The sequence below is a fragment of the Catellatospora tritici genome (assembly GCF_019083965.1).
In the GTDB taxonomy this organism is placed as follows: domain Bacteria; phylum Actinomycetota; class Actinomycetes; order Mycobacteriales; family Micromonosporaceae; genus Catellatospora; species Catellatospora tritici.
Genome location: NZ_JAHRCY010000013.1, coordinates 204,719 through 221,700, shown reverse-complemented (window position 1 = coordinate 221,700; position 16,982 = coordinate 204,719). Strand labels below are relative to the sequence as shown.

General features: G+C 72.2%; 14 protein-coding genes. 8 read left to right on the top strand and 6 right to left on the bottom strand.

Translation table 11 applies throughout. The annotated features are described in order from the left end of the window. Positions 1-765 carry an FAD:protein FMN transferase gene (locus KUA19_RS27640; protein WP_217400664.1) on the bottom strand — a complete coding sequence of 255 codons (765 nt, stop codon included), beginning with the start codon at positions 763-765 and terminating at the stop codon, positions 1-3. Positions 766-841: 76 nt separating this feature from the next. Beyond that, the gene (locus tag KUA19_RS27635) at positions 842-1,825 is read right to left on the bottom strand and encodes an Acg family FMN-binding oxidoreductase (protein WP_217400587.1); all 984 of its coding nucleotides are present in this window, start codon (positions 1,823-1,825) and stop codon (positions 842-844) included. A gap of 107 nt (positions 1,826-1,932) precedes the next feature. On the opposite strand from KUA19_RS27635, the gene KUA19_RS27630 reads away from it, so the two are divergent. Next, on the top strand, positions 1,933-2,574 hold the full coding sequence (locus KUA19_RS27630; protein ID WP_217400585.1) for a response regulator: 642 nt from the start codon (positions 1,933-1,935) through the stop codon (positions 2,572-2,574). A 93-nt stretch (positions 2,575-2,667) separates the two neighbouring features. On the opposite strand, the gene KUA19_RS27625 is transcribed toward KUA19_RS27630, so the two are convergent. Then, a complete protein-coding gene (locus KUA19_RS27625; protein WP_217400583.1) occupies positions 2,668-3,348 on the bottom strand; it encodes an NADPH-dependent F420 reductase in 681 nt (226 codons plus the stop codon). Positions 3,349-3,496: 148 nt separating this feature from the next. Between KUA19_RS27625 and KUA19_RS27620 the strand changes: the two genes are divergently transcribed. From KUA19_RS27620 to KUA19_RS27595, 6 genes are all read left to right on the top strand, one after another. After that, positions 3,497-4,090: a TetR/AcrR family transcriptional regulator gene (locus KUA19_RS27620; RefSeq protein WP_308167685.1), complete on the top strand. Its 594-nt coding sequence runs from the start codon at positions 3,497-3,499 to the stop codon at positions 4,088-4,090. Positions 4,091-4,235: 145 nt separating this feature from the next. Further along, positions 4,236-4,880 (top strand): hypothetical protein, encoded by a 645-nt coding sequence (locus KUA19_RS27615; protein WP_217400581.1) that lies wholly within the window; start codon positions 4,236-4,238, stop codon positions 4,878-4,880. 169 nt (positions 4,881-5,049) lie between these two features. After that, positions 5,050-5,583: a DUF6790 family protein gene (locus tag KUA19_RS27610; protein WP_217400578.1), complete on the top strand. Its 534-nt coding sequence runs from the start codon at positions 5,050-5,052 to the stop codon at positions 5,581-5,583. 74 nt (positions 5,584-5,657) lie between these two features. Further along, the gene (locus tag KUA19_RS27605) at positions 5,658-6,335 is read left to right on the top strand and encodes a pentapeptide repeat-containing protein (RefSeq protein WP_217400576.1); all 678 of its coding nucleotides are present in this window, start codon (positions 5,658-5,660) and stop codon (positions 6,333-6,335) included. Between the two features lie 248 nt (positions 6,336-6,583). Further along, positions 6,584-8,359 carry an HSP90 family protein gene (locus tag KUA19_RS27600; protein ID WP_217400574.1) on the top strand — a complete coding sequence of 592 codons (1,776 nt, stop codon included), beginning with the start codon at positions 6,584-6,586 and terminating at the stop codon, positions 8,357-8,359. Continuing rightward, entirely contained in the window at positions 8,356-11,211 is a 2,856-nt protein-coding gene (locus tag KUA19_RS27595; protein WP_217400572.1) for a hypothetical protein, read from the top strand. The genes KUA19_RS27600 and KUA19_RS27595 overlap by 4 nt, the downstream gene beginning before the upstream one ends. Before the next feature lie 46 nt (positions 11,212-11,257). Here the strand turns inward: KUA19_RS27595 and KUA19_RS27590 are convergent, their stop codons facing one another. Both KUA19_RS27590 and KUA19_RS27585 read right to left on the bottom strand, forming a co-directional pair. Next, complete coding sequence (locus KUA19_RS27590) at positions 11,258-12,916, bottom strand: glycosyltransferase family 39 protein (RefSeq protein WP_217400570.1); 1,659 nt, start codon at positions 12,914-12,916, stop codon at positions 11,258-11,260. Between the two features lie 195 nt (positions 12,917-13,111). After that, positions 13,112-13,822: a class I SAM-dependent methyltransferase gene (locus KUA19_RS27585; RefSeq protein ID WP_217400568.1), complete on the bottom strand. Its 711-nt coding sequence runs from the start codon at positions 13,820-13,822 to the stop codon at positions 13,112-13,114. A 380-nt stretch (positions 13,823-14,202) separates the two neighbouring features. On the opposite strand from KUA19_RS27585, the gene rho reads away from it, so the two are divergent. Then, positions 14,203-15,417, top strand: a complete 1,215-nt coding sequence (gene rho, locus KUA19_RS27580; RefSeq protein ID WP_308167684.1) for a transcription termination factor Rho — start codon at positions 14,203-14,205, stop codon at positions 15,415-15,417. A 53-nt stretch (positions 15,418-15,470) separates the two neighbouring features. Here the strand turns inward: rho and KUA19_RS27575 are convergent, their stop codons facing one another. Beyond that, positions 15,471-16,817, bottom strand: a complete 1,347-nt coding sequence (locus KUA19_RS27575; RefSeq protein WP_254550195.1) for a ricin-type beta-trefoil lectin domain protein — start codon at positions 16,815-16,817, stop codon at positions 15,471-15,473. Between the last annotated feature and the right edge of the window lie 165 nt (positions 16,818-16,982).

The following is a 16,982-nucleotide window of genomic DNA, read 5'->3' as shown; positions in this document are numbered from 1 at the left end:
TCAGCCTCGGTGGAGGCCAGACTCGGTGTCCAGGGTCGCGTCGTCGGCGGCCAGTGGCAGGCCGGGCGAGCGGTAGGCCTGGCCGTCCTCGGCGATCACGGCCCATTCGAGGTCGGCGCGGGCCGCGAGCCAGTCGATCCCGGCCCGGCCCATCGCGAACGCCGCCGTGGCGTACGCGTCGGCCGAGCCCAGGTCAGTGCCGACGACGGTGACCGAGCGCAGTGCGGCGGCGGGCTGCCCGGTGAACGGGTCGACCACGTGCAAGCCGCGCTCGTAGGTGCCCGAGGTGGCCACCGCCGCGTCGCCGACCGACAGGACCCAGGCCAGGCGCCCGCGCTCCCAGGGATGCTGGATGCCGACGCGCCAGGACCGGTCCGGTGCCGGACGGCCGCGTACGCACACGTCACCGCCCGCGTTGATGCAGTGGTTCACCAGCCCCGCCGCGGTGAGGCGGTCCGAGGCGACCTGCACCGACCAGCCCTTGACGTAGCCGGACGGGTCCAGCCGCCCGGTGGCCGACGCGTCGAAGAAGCCGCCGGTCTCGCTCCACAGGTCGGCGCAGGCCGCCAGCACCTGCCGCAGGTCGGCCGACCCCTGCGCGGCCGTGATCTCCCCGCGGCGCAGCCGACTGACCTCGCTGTGCTCCTTGTACGTGCTGAACCGTTCGTCGACCTCGCGGAACCACGCGAACGCCTGCGCCGCGCCCTCGAACAGGACCTCGAACTCGGCGTCGTCGGCGAGGTCGACGCTGATCGCCGTACCCATGACCATCTCTACCCGGCGCTGAATACTCATGTCCCGGCCAGGCTAGCGGCAGCCGGGGCGAACCCGGGCGGGCGGATCACCTCGGTGGTGTCTCGACGACCTCCTCGGGCAGCCGCCGCGCGGTCGGTGGCGGCGGCGCGCCGTCGGCTGGGTAGCCGACGCGTACCGCGATCTGCGGATGGCCCGGACCGGGCAGCAGCTCGCGCAGCTCGTCCCGGGTCGCGGCCAGCTCGGTGACGTCGCTGATCGGAGCCGTGGACAACCCGACGGACACCGCCGACAGCAGCACCGCCGACAGCGCCTCCCCGGCCCGGATCCAGTCGCCCGGCAGCTCGCTGTCGGTGTAGATCAGCAGGTAGCGGGCGCCCCGGTCGTCCTCGCGACCGGCGGGCAGGGTGGGACCGCCGAAGGGGGCGTAGTCGCGTACCGGCACGCGTCGGGCCACCGCCCTGACCCCGCTGGCCGTGTCCACGCCGTCACCGCTCCACGGCGGGCGGTGGGTCCAGTCGGCCAGCTCGGCACGGTAGTCCGGGTCGGACAGCTCCATCAGGGCGGCGTGGACCGCGGTGAGTGCGAACAGGGCAACGCGGTCCCGGCCGATCGTCAGGGCGTGCGCGCCCTGCCGTTCGGCGGCGCGCGCCAGGGCCCGGCAGACCGCCTCCGGCACCAGCCGCGAACCGAACGGGCGACGGTCGGTGCGCCGCCGCTGGATCGCGCCCGCCGCCAGCAGCTGCTCCAGTTCGGGCTCGCCGCAGCCGTCGACCGTCAGTTCGGCGAGCAGTTCCGGGTCGGCCGGGTCGGGAAACCGGACCACGTCGACGATCCGGCCCAGCGCCGCCAGGACGGTGCGGGCATGGTGCAGCGCCACCCCGCAGCTGACGGTGAGCAGCCGACCGGCCGGGTCGGCCACCAGCAGCTGGCGGCTGCGGTCGGCGTACAGGCGGGCGCTGGGCGGGTCGAGCCGCCAGCGCCACGGCTGGGTGTTGAAGATCGACGGCGCGACCAGCGCGGCCCGCACCGCACTTCGCAACGCCTGCTCGGTTGAACTCACCGCTGACATGTCTTCACCGTGCGCCGCGCCCCCGGCGGGCGGCAGGGCACCGCGTCCCGGGTGGGCGGGACTTTGGTCCCTGTCCGGCGTGGCTGCTGGGGGCGCAGAATGCAGTAGTGATCCGTGTGTTCCTGCTCGACGACCACGAGGTCGTCCGGCGCGGCCTGCGCGAACTGCTGCAGGCCGCCGGTGACATCGAGGTGGTCGGCGAGTCCGGCTCGGCCGTCGAGGCGACCCGGCGCATCCCGGCACTGCGCCCGGACGTGGCGGTGCTCGACGCCCGACTGCCCGACGGCAGCGGCATCGACGTCTGCCGCGACATCCGGTCGGTCGACCCGCACATCCAGGGCCTGATCCTCACCTCGTACGAGGACGACGAGGCCCTGTTCGCCGCGATCATGGCCGGCGCGGCCGGGTACGTGCTCAAGCAGATCCGGGGCACCGACCTCGTCGACGGCGTACGCCGGGTCGCCGCGGGCCAGTCACTGCTCGACCCGGCGGTCACCCAGCGGGTGCTCGACCGCATCCGCCACCCTCGGCATGAGCCCGACCAACTCAAGGCGCTCACCGACCAGGAGCGCAAGATCCTCGGCTACGTCGCCGACGGCCTGACCAACCGGCAGATCGCCGCCCAGATGTTCCTGGCCGAGAAGACCGTCAAGAACTACGTGTCCAGCCTGCTCACCAAGCTCGGCCTGGAACGGCGTACGCAGGCGGCGGTGTTCGCGGTGAAGCTCGGCGACCAGCACCGCCGCTAGTCCGTCGGCGCTGCTCCAGCACGGCACCGTGCGGAAGTCCGGCTGCCGCCCGCGTGCCCGGCTCGGGTGGGCCCACCCGAGCCGGGCACGTGCTCAGCGGACGACCTTGATGTTGAACTCGCTGGTGCCCAGGGCCGCGTACAGGCGCAGCCACAGCGGCAGCAGCATCTCGGCGCCGCGTGCGGTGGACAGGTCGCCCAGCTCGATCACGTCCCGGTGGCCCAGCTGCTCCAGCAGGCCGGTGACCGTCTTCTTCGCCGCGTCGTCGTCGCCGGAGACGAAGACGGTGTGCCGCCCGTCGGCGAGGCGGCGCGGGTCGGCCATGATCGAGGCGGTCATGGTGTTGAGCGCCTTGACGATCCGGGCCTGCGGGAAGGCGCGCTGGAGCTGCTCGGCCAGCGAGTCGGTGCCCTGCACCGACAGCGTCGGCGGGAAGCCCTGCGAGAAGTCGAGCGGGTTGGCCACGTCCAGGACCACCTTGCCCGCCAGGCCGTCCGGCCCCGCTGCCCGCAGGGCCGCGAGCGACGCCTCGCCGGAGGTCGCGTTGACGACCAGCTCGGCGTCCGCGGCGGCGTCGGCGAAGGCGGCCAGTCGCACCGCGGGATTGGCCTGTGCCCAGGTCCGGTACGGCTCGTTGCCCATGCCGTCGGGCTCGGTCCGGGCCAGTGTGCCCGCCACGTCGCGGGTGCCGACGGTGACCTCGTGCCCGACCCGGGCGAACGCGGCCGCCAACGTCCGGCCGACCGATCCGGTTCCCAGTACTGCGATCTTCATCAGCTGCCCTCTCCTGCGATGCAATCAGGACTCACGAGACCGAGACTAACAGACAGGTCTGTCTACTGCCTTTCCACTGGCATCTCGGCTGACCCCGAGCAGCTGAGCGGTTCCACCAGACCGACTCGTCTGTAGGATGGCCGCTGACGTGACGGAAGGCAGTCCGATGAACCCGACCCGCCAGCCCGCCCGCGAGCGGATCCTGGACACGGCGTTCCGCCTCTTCTACGCCCACGGGCCGCGCGGGGTGGGCGTGGACACCGTCATCGCCGAGTCCGGCGTGGCCAAGGCGACGCTGTACAAGCACTTTCCGCGCAAGGACGACCTGGTCCTGGCCTACCTGGAACAGGTGGACCGGGCCTGGTTCGGCGGCCTGCGGACGGCCGCCCGAGCCGCGGGCGAGGACCCGCACGCCCAGCTGGTCGGCATGTTCGACGCGCTGGCCGGCGCCTGCCGCCGCGAGGGGTACCACGGCTGCGCGTTCATCAACACCGCGGCCGAGGCGGCGCCGGGAAGCGCCGTGCACGCCCGCACCGTCGAGCACAAGCAGGTCGTCCGCGCCTGGATCACCGACCTCGCCCGCCGGGCCGGGGCGACCGATCCCGATCTGCTCGCCCGGCAGCTCACCCTGCTGCTCGACGGCGGCCTGTCGGCCGGGGTGCTCGACGCCGACCCGGCCACGGCCGACGCCGCCAAGGCCGCCGCGCACGCGCTCGTCGCGGCCGCCACCACCCGCCCCTGAGCCGTCCCTTCCGGACCGTCCCGGGCCGCCCGGCCCGCACCGGCAAGGGCTTTGGTCCCGCCGGAACGGGCCGGGCAACCCTGCCGACCGGTCCCCGTCCGACGCGATGCTGAGAACACATCCCCAGCGTCCCAAGGAGACGACCGTGAAGCGCCGGACCCTCGACCTCATGTTCAGCATCGGTGGCCTGCTCATCGCCGTACTGCTGGCGGTGGCCGGATTCGTGCTGAAGTCCAACGCCGACTTCGCCGACGACTACGTCGCCACGCAGCTGCGCGCCCAGAACATCACGTTCAAGACCGCCGACACCCTCACCGACGAGGAGCGCGCGCAGCCCGGCCTGGTCGAGTACGCCGGGCAGCGGCTGAGCACCGGCAAGCAGGCCGAGGTCTACGCCAACGAGTTCATCGGCCTGCACCTCAAGGGCATCGCGGGCGGCAAGACCTACGCCGACCTCGGCGTGCCGCAGGCCGAGCTGCGCGCGAAGGTCACCGAGGCGACGAAGAGCAACGACCCGAACCTCGCCGCGCTGCAGCAGCAGCTGGCCGACGTCACCGCCCAGCGGGAGACCGTGTTCAAGGGCGAGACCCTGCGCGGACTGCTGCTGACCACGTACGGCTTCAGCGAGTTCGGCACCAAGGCCGGTCAGGCGGCCCTGGTCGCCTACCTCGCCGCCCTGCTCCTGGCGCTGCTGGCCCTCGCCGGGTTCGCACACGCCCGGACCACGCCGGGCACCACCGCCTTCGCCCCGGTCGAGACGGCCCCGGCCCGAGAGAACATCCACTCCTGAACCCGGCACCTCCTGCGGGGCGGCCGCCGTCGGGCGCGCCGCCCCGCCGCGCCGTCCGGCAGCACCGGAAATCCGGCCCGACACGCCGTGCCCACTCCCCCGGACCCGCTCAAGTCGCACCCGGACGCGCCACGAGCGCGTAGCGTCGAAACCGCCGGAGGTGCAAACCATGCTGTTCTTCGCTGCCATCTGGTTCACGATCATCGTCGGCTGGCTCATCCATGTCGCGGTCGACAGGCATCCGGGACGTCGTACCGGCCATCGCGTCGTCGAACTGGCCCTGCTCTGGATCCTGGTCGGCGGCGGCGCCTGGGGCATCCTCGGTGGGCTCAGCCACATCGGCCCACAGTCGGACCAGACCGCCGAGCAGATCGGCTACACGCAGTCGATGTTCCAGTGGGAAGTGGGCTGGAACGACATCGCCGTCAGCGTGCTCGGCATCGGCTGCGCCTGGCGCCGGCTGCGCGGCACCTGGATGACCGCCGCCGTCACCGCCCTGGCCATCTCGTTCTGGGGCGACGCCTGGGGGCATTTCAACCAGCTCGTCTTCCACGACAACCACGCTCCGGCCAACGTCTGGGCGCTGCCCTCCGACATCCTGATGCCGCTGCTGGCCGTCATCCTGCTGATCGTGTACCGCCGGGGCCAGACCCGGGCCGAGATCCTGGAGCAGGCTCCCCTGACCTCCGCCGTCGATCGCTGAACCGGCGCCGACCGGGCCGTGTCCGCACCACCCGCTGACCGCCGCCGACGGTCCGGCGACCTAGGATCTCAAGGATGCCGGGACGAAACAGCAGCACCGCAGCGCCGACACCCGCCCCGCCACGGCTGCCCCCGACGACGCGGCCGGCCGCGTCCCCGGACCACGACCTGGAGGACGAGGCGAGGTTCCGGCAGCTGTCGTTCGACGATCTCGACCTGGGCGGGCAGAGCGGCCACGGGGTCGAGTTCGAGCAGTGCCGGTTCACCCGGACCCCGCTGGCCGGGGCGATCCTGGAACGGGCCACCTTCACCGACTGCCAGGTGCGCGGCTCCGACTGGGCCAACCTGCGCGCCACCAGGTCGGCCCTGCTGCGGGTCGACATCGAGGCGGTACGGCTCACCGGGCTGCACTGGGTGGACGGCTCGCTGCGGGACGTGTCGCTGCGCGAGTGCCGCATGGACCTGGCGGTGTTCCGATTCTCCTCGTTCAAGGACGTGTCGTTCGTCGACTGCAACCTGACCCGGGCCGACTTCACCCAGGCGGATCTACGCGGCGCGCGGTTCCAGGGCTGCGACCTGTCGGGCGCTCAGTTCGCCCAGGCCGACTGCCGCGACACCCGGTTCACCCGGTGCGAGCTGGGCGGCATCGGCAGCGTCACCAGCCTGCGCGGCGCCACGATCAGCTCCCACGACCTCACCGCACTCTCCCACACCCTGGCCACCGCCCTGGGCATCACCATCGCCGACGCCTGACCCCCGCGCCGCGCGGTGGCTGAGGCGCGGTTCCGGGGAAACTGCAGGAATCTAGGCCCCTGTTCGTGCAGTTTTCCCGAAACCGCACGCTCGCGGCGCGCCGCCGGGCGGCACGGCACCCCGGCGCGCGGCGGCGGGTGCGGAGCGGGTGGACGTGGCGGCGCGGTGGGCGGTCGTACCGGACGGCATGATCATTGGGCCGAAAACCCGGTCCCCGCACGTCAGCCGCCCCCGGTAGCCTCTGGCGCGTGAACCAGTCGTTCCAGGTGGACCTCCGCGGCATCGTCGATCTGCTGAGCCATCACCTCTACAGCAGCCCGCGCGTCTACGTGCGCGAACTCATGCAGAACGCCGTGGACGCCATCACCGCCCGCCGGACCGCCGCCCCGACCGCGCCCGCCTCGGTTTGGCTGGAGACCTCAGCCGCCACCGGCGACGGCACGCTCCGGGTGCACGACACCGGCCTGGGGCTGACCGAGCAGCAGGTCCACGAGCTGCTCGCGACCATCGGCCGCAGCGGCAAGCGCGACGAGCTCGGCTTCTCCCGGCACGAATTCCTGGGCCAGTTCGGCATCGGCCTGCTGTCGTGCTTCCTGGTCGCCGACGAGATCCGGGTGCAGACCCGCCACGAGGGCCACCCGACCGTCTACTGGACCGGCTACTCCGACGGCCGATACCAGGTCGCGGCCGGACCGGACCGGCAGGAGGTCGGCACCACGGTCACGCTCGTGCCGCGCCGCGACGCCGTCTCCTGGCTGGAGACCCAGCGCGTACGGGACCTGGCCACCCTCTACGGCGAGATGCTGCCCTACCCCGTGCGCGTCGACGGTGCACTGGTCACCGCCGAAACCCTGCCCTGGCAGGCGGGCAACCGGACGGCGGTGACCGCGCTGGCCGAGCAGACGTTCGGGTTCACCCCGTTCGACGTGATCGAACTGAGCGTGCCCGAGGCGGGGCTGACCGGCGTCGCGCTGGTGCTGCCGAACGCCGCCAACCCGGCCGCCAAGTCCGGGCACCGGGTCTACCTCAAGCGGATGCTGCTGGCCGAGGGCGCCGAGGACGTGCTGCCACCGTGGGCGTTCTTCGCCCGCTGCGTCGTCGACGCCACCGAGCTGCGCCCCACCGCCAGCCGCGAGGCCCTGTACGAGGACAGCCTGCTCGAGTCGGTCCGCGAGCAGCTCGGCGAACAGCTGCGCGGCTGGCTGGTGAACCTGTCACGCCACGACCCCGACCGGCTGAACCGGTTCCTGTCGGTGCACCACCTCGGCGTGAAGGCGCTGGCCATGCACGACGAGGAGATGCTGCGCCTGGTCGACCAGTGGTGGCCGATGGAGACGAACATGGGCCGCATGACGCTGAGCGAGGTGCGCCGCCGCCACGGCGTGGTCCGCTACAGCGCCAACAACGACGAGTTCCGGCAGCTCGCGGCGGTCGCGGCGGCCCAGGGACTGGTCGTGGTCAACGGCGGCTACACCTACGACGCCGAGCTGATCGAGCGGCTGCCGGTGCTGGACCCCTCGATCATGGTGGACCGGCTGGACCCGAGCGACCTGTCGACCCGGTTCGACACCCTCGATCCCGCCACCGAGCTGACCCTGCGCCCGTTCCTGGCCACCGCCCAGCGCACGCTGGACCCGCTGGGCTGCGAGGTGGTGCTGCGCGCGTTCGACCCGCCGACCATGCCCGCGCTGTACCTCACCGACCGCGACGCCACCTTCCAGCGGCGGCTGCGGCAGACCGCGCAGACCGCCGACGACCTGTGGGCGGGGGTGCTGTCGGCGTTCGAGAAGGCCGACGCGCAGGTACGCCCGCAGCTGGTGCTCAACCACCGCAACCCGCTGGTGCGCCGCGTGGTCGCCCTGCCCACCCCGGAGCTGGTCGGCCTGACCGTCCAGTCGCTGTACGGCCAGGCCCTGCTGTTCGGCCACCACCCGCTGCGCCCGGCCGACACCGCCCTGCTCAACCGTTCCTTCCTCGACCTGATCGACCTCGCTGTGCCGCACACCCCCCGGGAGGACTCATGACGACCCACGAGCAGGTGCACGAGCTGATCCACCGTGCCTGGGACACCACCGACGGCCCGGCCCGCATCGCCCTGGCCGAGCAGGCCCTGGCCGCGGCCGAGGCACTGGGCGACCCCGACCTGGAGTACGCGGCCAACTCGCTGTCGGTAAGCGCCTACCACCAGGGCGGCGAGCCGATGAAGGCGATGGTGTCGTTCGCGTGGTGCCTGTCGGCCTACGACGCCGACCCGGGTCGGCGCAGCCAGCGCGACGCGCACCTGTTGCTGTGGCACTTCAAGTTCGTCGTCTCGGCGATGCCGCGGTTCCCCGAGATGCCGCTGGAGCGCACCCAGGCGGTGCTCGACGACATGCAGCGCCGCTACCAGGCCGCCGGGCACAGCCTGCACGCCGTGTACGCCTACCGGCACTCCGTCGCCTCGCACCTGGGCGACACGGTGCTGGCCGACCACTGGTTCCGGATGTGGGACACGGCCCCCCGCGACCAGCAGTCCGACTGCGTGGGCTGCGACCCGTCGTCCAAAGTCGACCACCTCGCGTGGCGGGGACGCGACGAGGAGGCCGTGGTGGTGGCGCAACCCGCCGTCAACGGCAACCTGACCTGCTCGGAGCAGCCACACGGCATCCTCACCAGTCTGCTGCTGCCGTACGTGCGCACCGGCAGGCTCGACCTGGCGCGTGACGCGCACCGACGGGCCTACCGGGCGCTGGCCCAGAACAAGGCCGAGCTCGGCCGCGTTGCCACGCACCTGGAGTTCTGCGGGCGGACCGGCAACCAGATGCGCGGCCTGGAGCTGATCGAGCGCCACCTGCCGTGGCTGGACGAGGCGCCCGAGCCGAAGACCGAGATGGAGTTCGCCGCGGCGGCGGCACTCGTGCTGCGCCAGCTGGTCGACGGCGGGCAGGGCGACCTGCCGGTGCGCCGGGCCGGTGGCCCCGTCACGGCGGCCGAGCTGCTCACCCAGCTGCGCGCGCGGGCCGAGGGGCTGGCCCGCCGCTTCGACGCCCGCAACGGCAACACCTTCCAGAGCGGCCGCATCACCGCCACGATGGACGCGGCACCGCTGGTGGACTACCTTCCGCTGTCGGTCACGGCGGCCCACACCCGCGCCGAACCGGCCCCGGCCACGCCCGCGGTCGACCTGTCCGCGGCCCCGGCCGACGCGCCGTTGGACGAGCAGCTCGACCTCATCGACCAGTGGTCCCAGCAGGACCACGAGGCCCGCGCCCGGGCGTTGAGCGCGCGGGTGCTTGCCGCGTACACCGATGCGCAGCTCACGGACCTGCAGCGCGGTCGGCTGGCCCGGTTGCGTGCCGCGCAGCTGGGCGAGGACGACCTGCCCGGTGCGGCGCAGACGCTGCAGGAGGCGGTCGACAGCTTCGTCCGCGCGGGCGACCTCGCCCGTGAGTGGTCGGCCCGCGCCCAGTGGTCGATCACCATGCTGCGGCTCAGCGGCGACGAGTCGCACATCGCCGGTGCGTACGAGGCGACCGAACAGGTGCTGGCGGTCTCGACCGACCCCGCGGTGCGCCATGGCGCGCTCGGCCGGGCCGCCTGGATCGCGGCGATGAGCGGCGACCACGACCGGGCGCTGGGTCTGATCAGCCGTGCCGAAGCCGAGCCCGGCCCGGTGTCGGTGGGCCGCCGCGCCCAGCTGATACAGCTGCACGCCGCGGTGCTGGGCCAGCTCGGCCACGACGAGCAGGCGCTGGCCCAGGTGCGGGAGGTGGTCGAGCTGCTGCGCGGCACCGAGCACCGCGACCAGCTCGCCAGCGCGCTGATCAGCATCGCCCAGGTGCTGGGCGAACGGGGCGACAACGCCGCGACCATCGCCGCGTTCGAGGAGGCCGCGGCGGTCGCGCAGGACCAGGAACTGCGCCGCACCGCCCGGACCAACGCCGCCTTCATGCTGGTCACCACCGACCGGGCCGGGGAGGTGATCGACGACATCGTCGAGCACATCTGCGTGATGGAGGCCGAGGGCCAGACCCGCGCCGCGGCGTACACGCGGCACCGGCTGGCGCTGGCGCTGACGACCGTGGGCCGGTTCACCGAGGCCGCGGAGGTGGCCGAGGAGGCGGTCGTGTGGTTCGGCCGCCACCTCGACGAGGACGGTCCCGAGATCCTGGTGGAGCTGCGGGACCTGCTGTCGGCGGTCTACGCCGAGCTGGGCGAGCCGCATGTCGCGGTCGGCCAGATCGATGCGGTGCTGCCGCTGGTCACCTCGGTCGAGCAGCTGGAGCAGCGGGCGCGGCTGCTGATGCGGGCCGGGGAGCTGCTGTGGCAGGTCGACCGCGACGGGGAGGCGGCCGAGCGCTTCGACGCCGCCGCGCGGGCGTACGGGCAGGCCGATCTCGCGCTGGCGACGGTGCACGCCCGCCGCCGCGAGGCGATGGCGCTGTTCCACGCCGGACGCCCCGACGACGCCAGGGCCGCGGTCGCGCGACTGCAGGAGCTGATGGCCGTCACCGACGTGCCGCAGGCACAGGAGGCGGAGCTGACCTGGGAACGGGCCATGGCCGGTTACGAGGCGGCGCAGATCCTGACCAACAACGACAGCCCCGACCACCTGGCCGCGATCGCACGGGTGACCACGGCGGCCGGACTGTTCCGGTCCATCGAGGCTTACGGCGAGGCGCTGATGTGCGACCTGCGGCAGGGCCAGGTGCTGGTCGTGTCGGGGCAGCCCGCGGCGGCCGAACCGGTGCTGCGGCGGGTGCTGGAGGAGCTGCCGCGCGACCACGGCGGCCGCCGCGACACCGCGGGCTGGCTGGCCCGTGCCCTGGACGAGCAGGGCGAGCGCCGCCGCGCCCGCAAGCTGCGCAAGGAGTACGACCTGCCCGAGCCGGAGTGAGGCGGGGTGCGGGTCACCGGCGTCGCCCGCCGGTGACCCGCACCGGTCAGTACACGGACGGGTCGAGCACCGACACGCGGCAGATCTTCTCGCCCATCAGCGTCTCGGCGTGGATCTCGCGGTATCCGGCGCCGGGCTCGCCGGAGGTGATCCGGAACAGCGGCTGTCCGTCGCCGATGTCGACGAAGTTGGCCGGCAGGTCCGCCTTGGCCAGGGTGTTCCACTGGTTCTCGTCGCGGAACGTCGGGTTGGTCTCGTCGGTGAACTGCCGGTAGTTCTCGCCCATCCACACCGCGGCGGCCCGGGTGCACGAGCCGTAGTAGAGGCTCTCGTAGTTGAGGTGGCCCCGGTCGTAGCTGCCGACCAGCGGGCTGAAGTACGAGTACTCGTACGGGTAGATGCGCGCCGACGACACCACGACCTCGGCCTGTCCGAGCACCGCCGCGCCGATCAGCGCCCAGGCCAGCACCGCCCGGCCGGAGTCGAACGACTGGCGCACCCAGCGCACCAGCACCGTCGCGGCCAGCAGCAGCATGCCCGGCACCACGAACAGGAAGTGGCGCAGCCCGTTGTAGAGCGTGGCGTGGGCGACGATCACCATCAGGATCGGCACCACGATGTACGCGCCGATCAGCAGCAGTCGTCCGTCGAGTCGCTGCCGCCGGACCAGCGCCACCACCGCCGCCACGGCCGCGGCCAGGGTCAGCAGGACCACCGGCAGCGGCGACCCGACCACCAGCCAGCGTGGGGCGAAGTCCCATGGCAGGTCGGTGGAGCGAACCCAGGCACCCGCGAACATGATGTCGTGGTTCCAGTCGTACTTCGACATCGACGAGATCGACGCCTTCAGGCCGTCACCGGGGTTGGTCAGCAGGTACGGCCATAACAGCGACATGACCAGGTATGCCGTCGGCAGGATCACGATGGCCGCGCTGAACTGGTTGCTCAGCTCGTTGCGCAGGGCCGCGCCGCGCAGGCTGCGCCAGTGCCGCACCCAGAAGCCCAGGGCCAGCAGGCCGAGCAGGCCGAACCAGAGCAGCGAGGTGACCCGGATGGAGGCGGCGAACCCGATCGCGGCACCTATCCCGGCCAGTTCCAGCACCTCGTGCTTGCGGTCGGGCTGCGACCAGCGGCGCATCAGGCGCAGCACCAGCCACAACACCAGCAGCATCGCCCCGGCCAGCGGGATGTCCTTGGAGTTGTTGGGCATCTGGCCGGTGTAGCGCGGGTACAGCGCGAGACCGAGCGCGGCGGCGAACCCGCCCCACGGCCCGGCCATCTCGCGGCCCGCCAGCGCCATGACCAGGATGCCGAGCACGCCCATGGCGCCGCAGACCATGGTGCGGGTCTGCCACACCTCGCCCGTGAGGTGCTGGAAGAACGCGACGATCACCTCGGCGCCGGAGCCGTGCTGCGGCATGTAGATGTAGTCGGGGAAGTCCAGGAACGAGCGGTCCTCACCCCAGCTGAGGTAGAACTTCAGCACCCGGGCGCCGTAGTCGTCCTGCATGTACTCGTCGTAGGTGCGGCCGTGGAAGCGCCCCTGGGCGATCACGAACCACGACATCAGCAGTAGGAGCAGGCCGGTCAGCACGTTGGGCAGCCGCACCTGCCACCAGGGCGGGGGCGCCTGCGCCGGGGCCTGCGGCGGCGGGATGTCGTCCGACGGGGTCGGCAAACCTGGTTCGACATCGACGTCGGACACTACCTGCTCCGATTCTTCAGGGGTCCGCACGCGCGGCGGACGGGGTCAGCCGGGTCGCGGCGCTGCCCCGCCGCAGGGACGCGCCCGGACCACCGGCCCGGCGCGCACCCACCGCAGCATTGTGACCCAGGCCGCCGGTCGGCACCACCCCGGCCCGCGCGGCGCCGTCGATCGTCGTATGCCGGGACGAAGCCGTTACGCCGGTCTGGTCGCCCGCATCATCAGCGACACGCCGGGCAGGCCCTTCACCGGCAGCAGCCGCTCGAACCTGATGATGAGCCCAAGGCCGAAGTTGATCAGCCACGGGACCGCGACGATGTCGTGCTCGTTCTGCGCGTCGCTGGCATTCTTGCGCCGCATCTTGACCACCGGGCGCAGCAGCACGTTCCAGCTCCACAGGGTCTCGACGACCAGGCCCGCGCCCTCCATCAGCTTGACCAGGCCGACCCGGTCGTAGCGGCGGAAGTGGCCGGTGGCGACGTCGTGCTTGGACCACAGGGCCATGTCGCACGGCACCGCGATCAGCGCCGTGCCGCCGGGGCGCAGCACCCGATGGATCTCGGCGGCGGCCTGGTGGTCCTCCTCGATGTGCTCCAGCACGTCGAAGGCGACGAGCAGGTCGAAGGACTCGCTCTCCAACGGCAGGTCCCGCGCGTCGGCCTGGATCGCGTTGAAGCCTCGCTCCCGGGCGATCTCGACGCCCTCCTGAATGTACTCGGTGACCAGCACGTCCCAACCCATGTCCCGCAGGGTCTGACTGTTGCCGCCGCCGGACGCCCCGATCTCGACCGCCCGGCCGGGCTCGCCGATCCGGCGCAGCTCACGGGCGATGATGGCGCGACGCTCGCGGTACCACCAGTGCCGGTTCTCCACGGCGGTGGCGGCCCGAATGTCGTCAGCGTCCATGACCGTTCCCATCCTGTACCCAGGTGCTCCTCATCGAAGATTGAGGAGTTCTCAGTAACCGCTGAGATTAGGGGCGCCGACGGATCGCCACAAGACCGAAAGATCATCATGCGACACACCGTCCCGCCGGGGCCTGCTTGCCGCCGATGCCGGGGATGGGTTACCGTGGCCGAAGCAGCCCTCGCTGGAGGCATCGACCCCCAGGGCTTGCCGATTCCGAGCCGAAGCAGGCGGGAAACTTTCGCACCCGCCCCGGCTTTCCACCGCGCCACGCCGCGCTGCCCGGTATTTCGCGTACCGGCGCATCGACCCGCGTCCGCGCTGTCACCGCCGTGGCACGACCGTGCCCGCCGGAGCCGATCCCACCCAGGAGCACCACCATGACCGATCTGGCCCTCAAGGCGCAGCCCGCCGCCCGGTCCCGCCGCCGCGGCACCTCCGCCCCGGCCGTGCCGAGCCCCGACGACGCCGTCGTGGCCTTCACCGGCATCGTCGACACCCGCGACCAGCACGCCTTCGTACGGCTGCGCGGCTACCTGCCCGACCCACACGACCCCCACCTGCCGCCCGGCCTGGTCCAGCGGCACGACCTGCGCCGTGGCGACGCCGTCACCGGCACCATGGCCGCACCGGCCGAACGCGGCGACGGCCGCCCCGCCCGCCGCCCGACCGTGACGGCCGTGCGGACCGTCAACGGCGACGACGCCGAACGCGCGGCGCAACGGCCGGACTTCTACCGGCTCACGCCGCTGTTCCCGCAGGAGCGGCTGCGGCTGGAGACCGAGCCGCAGGTGCTCACCACCCGCGTCATCGACCTGCTCAGCCCCATCGGCAAGGGCCAGCGCGCCCTGATCGTGTCCCCGCCCAAGGCGGGCAAGACGCTGGTGCTCCAGGCGATCGCCCGCGCGGTCAGTGTCAACCACCCCGACAGCCACCTGATGGCGATCCTCATCGACGAGCGGCCCGAAGAGGTCACCGACATGCGTCGCACCGTACGCGGCGAGGTGATCTCGTCCACTTTCGACCGGCCACCGGCCGAGCACACCGCCGTGGCCGAACTGGCCATCGAACGGGCCAAGCGCCTGGTCGAGGGGGGCCGCGACGTGGTCGTCCTGCTCGACTCCATCACCCGACTCGGCCGGGCCTACAACCTCGCCGCGCCCTCCGGCGGACGGGTCATGTCCGGCGGCATCGAGGCAGGCGCCCTGCACGCGCCCAAGCGGTTCCTCGGCGCGGCCCGCAACATCGAAGGCGGCGGCTCGCTGACCATCATCGCCACCGCGCTGGTGGAGACCGGGTCACTCGGCGACACGGTCATCTTCGAGGAGTTCAAGAGCACCGGCAACGCCGAGCTGCGCCTGCTGCGCGGCCTGGCCGAACGGCGGATCTTCCCCGCCGTCGACGTGGACGCCTCCGGCACTCGACGCGAGGAGCTACTGCTCGACCCGCGCGAGCTGGACCTGGTACGCCGCCTGCGTCGTGCCCTGCGCTCACTGGACGGCCAGTCGGCGGGCGAGCAGTTGGTCGACCGGCTGAGCAGGACCTCCAGCAACGCGGAGTTCCTGCTGCAGCTCGGTCAGACCCAGCAGGGCTGAGCGCCGCGAGGGGCCGGACCCGACGCTATCGTCGCGCCCGACCCCACGACCCGTCAGACGGGCAGCGTCCAGTTCTGGGGGCTCTGGCCGTTGCAGTCCCAGATCTGCACCTGGGTGCCCGGCGTGGTGGAGCCGGCCGGGTCGTCCAGACACCGGTTCGACTGCGGGTTGTAGTAGGAACCGTCGGCCCGGTGGATGAACACCTGGGCGCCGGTGTTGTTGCAGTCCCACAGTTGGACCTTGGTGCCGTTGGCGGTGCCGCCGCCGGAGATGTCGGCGCACTTGCCCAGCGCGTGCAGCGTGGTACCCGCCTCGACGTAGGTCCACTGCTGCGCACCGGTGCCGTTGCAGGTGTAGATCTGGATCGGCGTGCCGTTTGCGGTACCCGAGGAGCGGACGTCCAGGCAGAGCCCGTTGGCATTCTTGACCGCCTTGCCGCCACCGCCACCGCCACCGCCACCGCCACCGGCGGTGTACGCCGCGACGTAGTCCACGATCATCGGCACGCCCGACACCGTCGAGCCGGTGGGGCCGCCGCCGAACGCGCCCGGGAACGAGCCGCCGATCGCCACGTTCAGGATCATGAAGAAGCCGTGGTGGGTGGCGTTGTTCCAGGTGGTCGCGTCGACCTGGTTGGCGTTGACGGTGAAGAAGTTGTTGCCGTCCAGGTACCACCGGATCTGCTCCGGCGACACGCTGCGGTCCAGCTCCATCGCGTACGTGTGGAACCCGGTCTGGCAGCCGCCGCAGGCGCGCTCGCCGCTGCCGAGGCCGGTGTACTCGTTGCACGGACCGCCGGGCGCCACGCCGCAGTGCAGGGTCGCGAACTCGGAGCTGCGGCCGTTGATGTCCTCCATCAGGTCGATCTCGCCGATGCCGGGCCAGCCGCTGGCGCCGGTGCCGCGCGCGGCCGCGCCCAGCGTCCAGAACGCGGGCCAGTATCCGGCCGCCGCGGCGCCGCTGACGTTGGGCTGCTGCAGGCGGCCCTCCAGGCGCAGTTTGCCGCCCGCCGGGGCGGCGAAGTCGGTGCGCTGGGTCTCGACCCGGCCGCTGGTCCAGTTGCCGGCCCCGTCGCGGATCGGCTTGATGACCAGGTTGCCGTTGCCGTCGAGGTAGACGTTCTGGGTGCTGTTGGTCATGTACTCGATCTCGCCGGTGCCCCAGTTGGCGGCGCCGCCGGGGTAGTTGTGGCCGATGTCGTACAGCCAGTTGGCGGTGTTGAGGCCGGAACCGGCGGAGCCGTTGAAGTCCTCGCCGTACACCTGGGTCCAGCCGGCCGGAACGGCGGGCAGGCCCGCGTGGGCCTCCGGCGGGGAGGTGACGACGGCGCCGGTGATGGCGACCGCGAAGGAGATCGCGGCCACGCGCACGCGGCGCCAGCCGGTGCGGGAAACGGTCATGGGGTTGCCCTTCTAGTGGGGACGGAGCGGGCAGGCGGTCCACATCCGACGGGTCCGCCGGATGTGGACAGGAGAGGGAGCGCTCTCAGCTGGATGGTCCGCTTTTGCAAACAAGGTTGTCAATACGGATCACGCGGAGTTGGCAGGTGAGCGCCAACTCCGATC

Bases quoted from the DNA above. Each gene is read 5' to 3' on its own strand.
- KUA19_RS27595 (WP_217400572.1), top strand. From the start codon at position 8,356: ATGACGACCCACGAGCAGGTGCACGAGCTGATCCACCGTGCCTGGGAC.
- rho (WP_308167684.1), top strand. From the start codon at position 14,203: ATGACCGATCTGGCCCTCAAGGCGCAGCCCGCCGCCCGGTCCCGCCGC.
- KUA19_RS27610 (WP_217400578.1), top strand. From the start codon at position 5,050: ATGCTGTTCTTCGCTGCCATCTGGTTCACGATCATCGTCGGCTGGCTC.
- KUA19_RS27640 (WP_217400664.1), bottom strand. From the start codon at position 765: ATGGGTACGGCGATCAGCGTCGACCTCGCCGACGACGCCGAGTTCGAG.
- KUA19_RS27635 (WP_217400587.1), bottom strand. From the start codon at position 1,825: ATGTCAGCGGTGAGTTCAACCGAGCAGGCGTTGCGAAGTGCGGTGCGG.
- KUA19_RS27585 (WP_217400568.1), bottom strand. From the start codon at position 13,822: ATGGACGCTGACGACATTCGGGCCGCCACCGCCGTGGAGAACCGGCAC.
- KUA19_RS27605 (WP_217400576.1), top strand. From the start codon at position 5,658: ATGCCGGGACGAAACAGCAGCACCGCAGCGCCGACACCCGCCCCGCCA.
- KUA19_RS27575 (WP_254550195.1), bottom strand. From the start codon at position 16,817: ATGACCGTTTCCCGCACCGGCTGGCGCCGCGTGCGCGTGGCCGCGATC.
- KUA19_RS27625 (WP_217400583.1), bottom strand. From the start codon at position 3,348: ATGAAGATCGCAGTACTGGGAACCGGATCGGTCGGCCGGACGTTGGCG.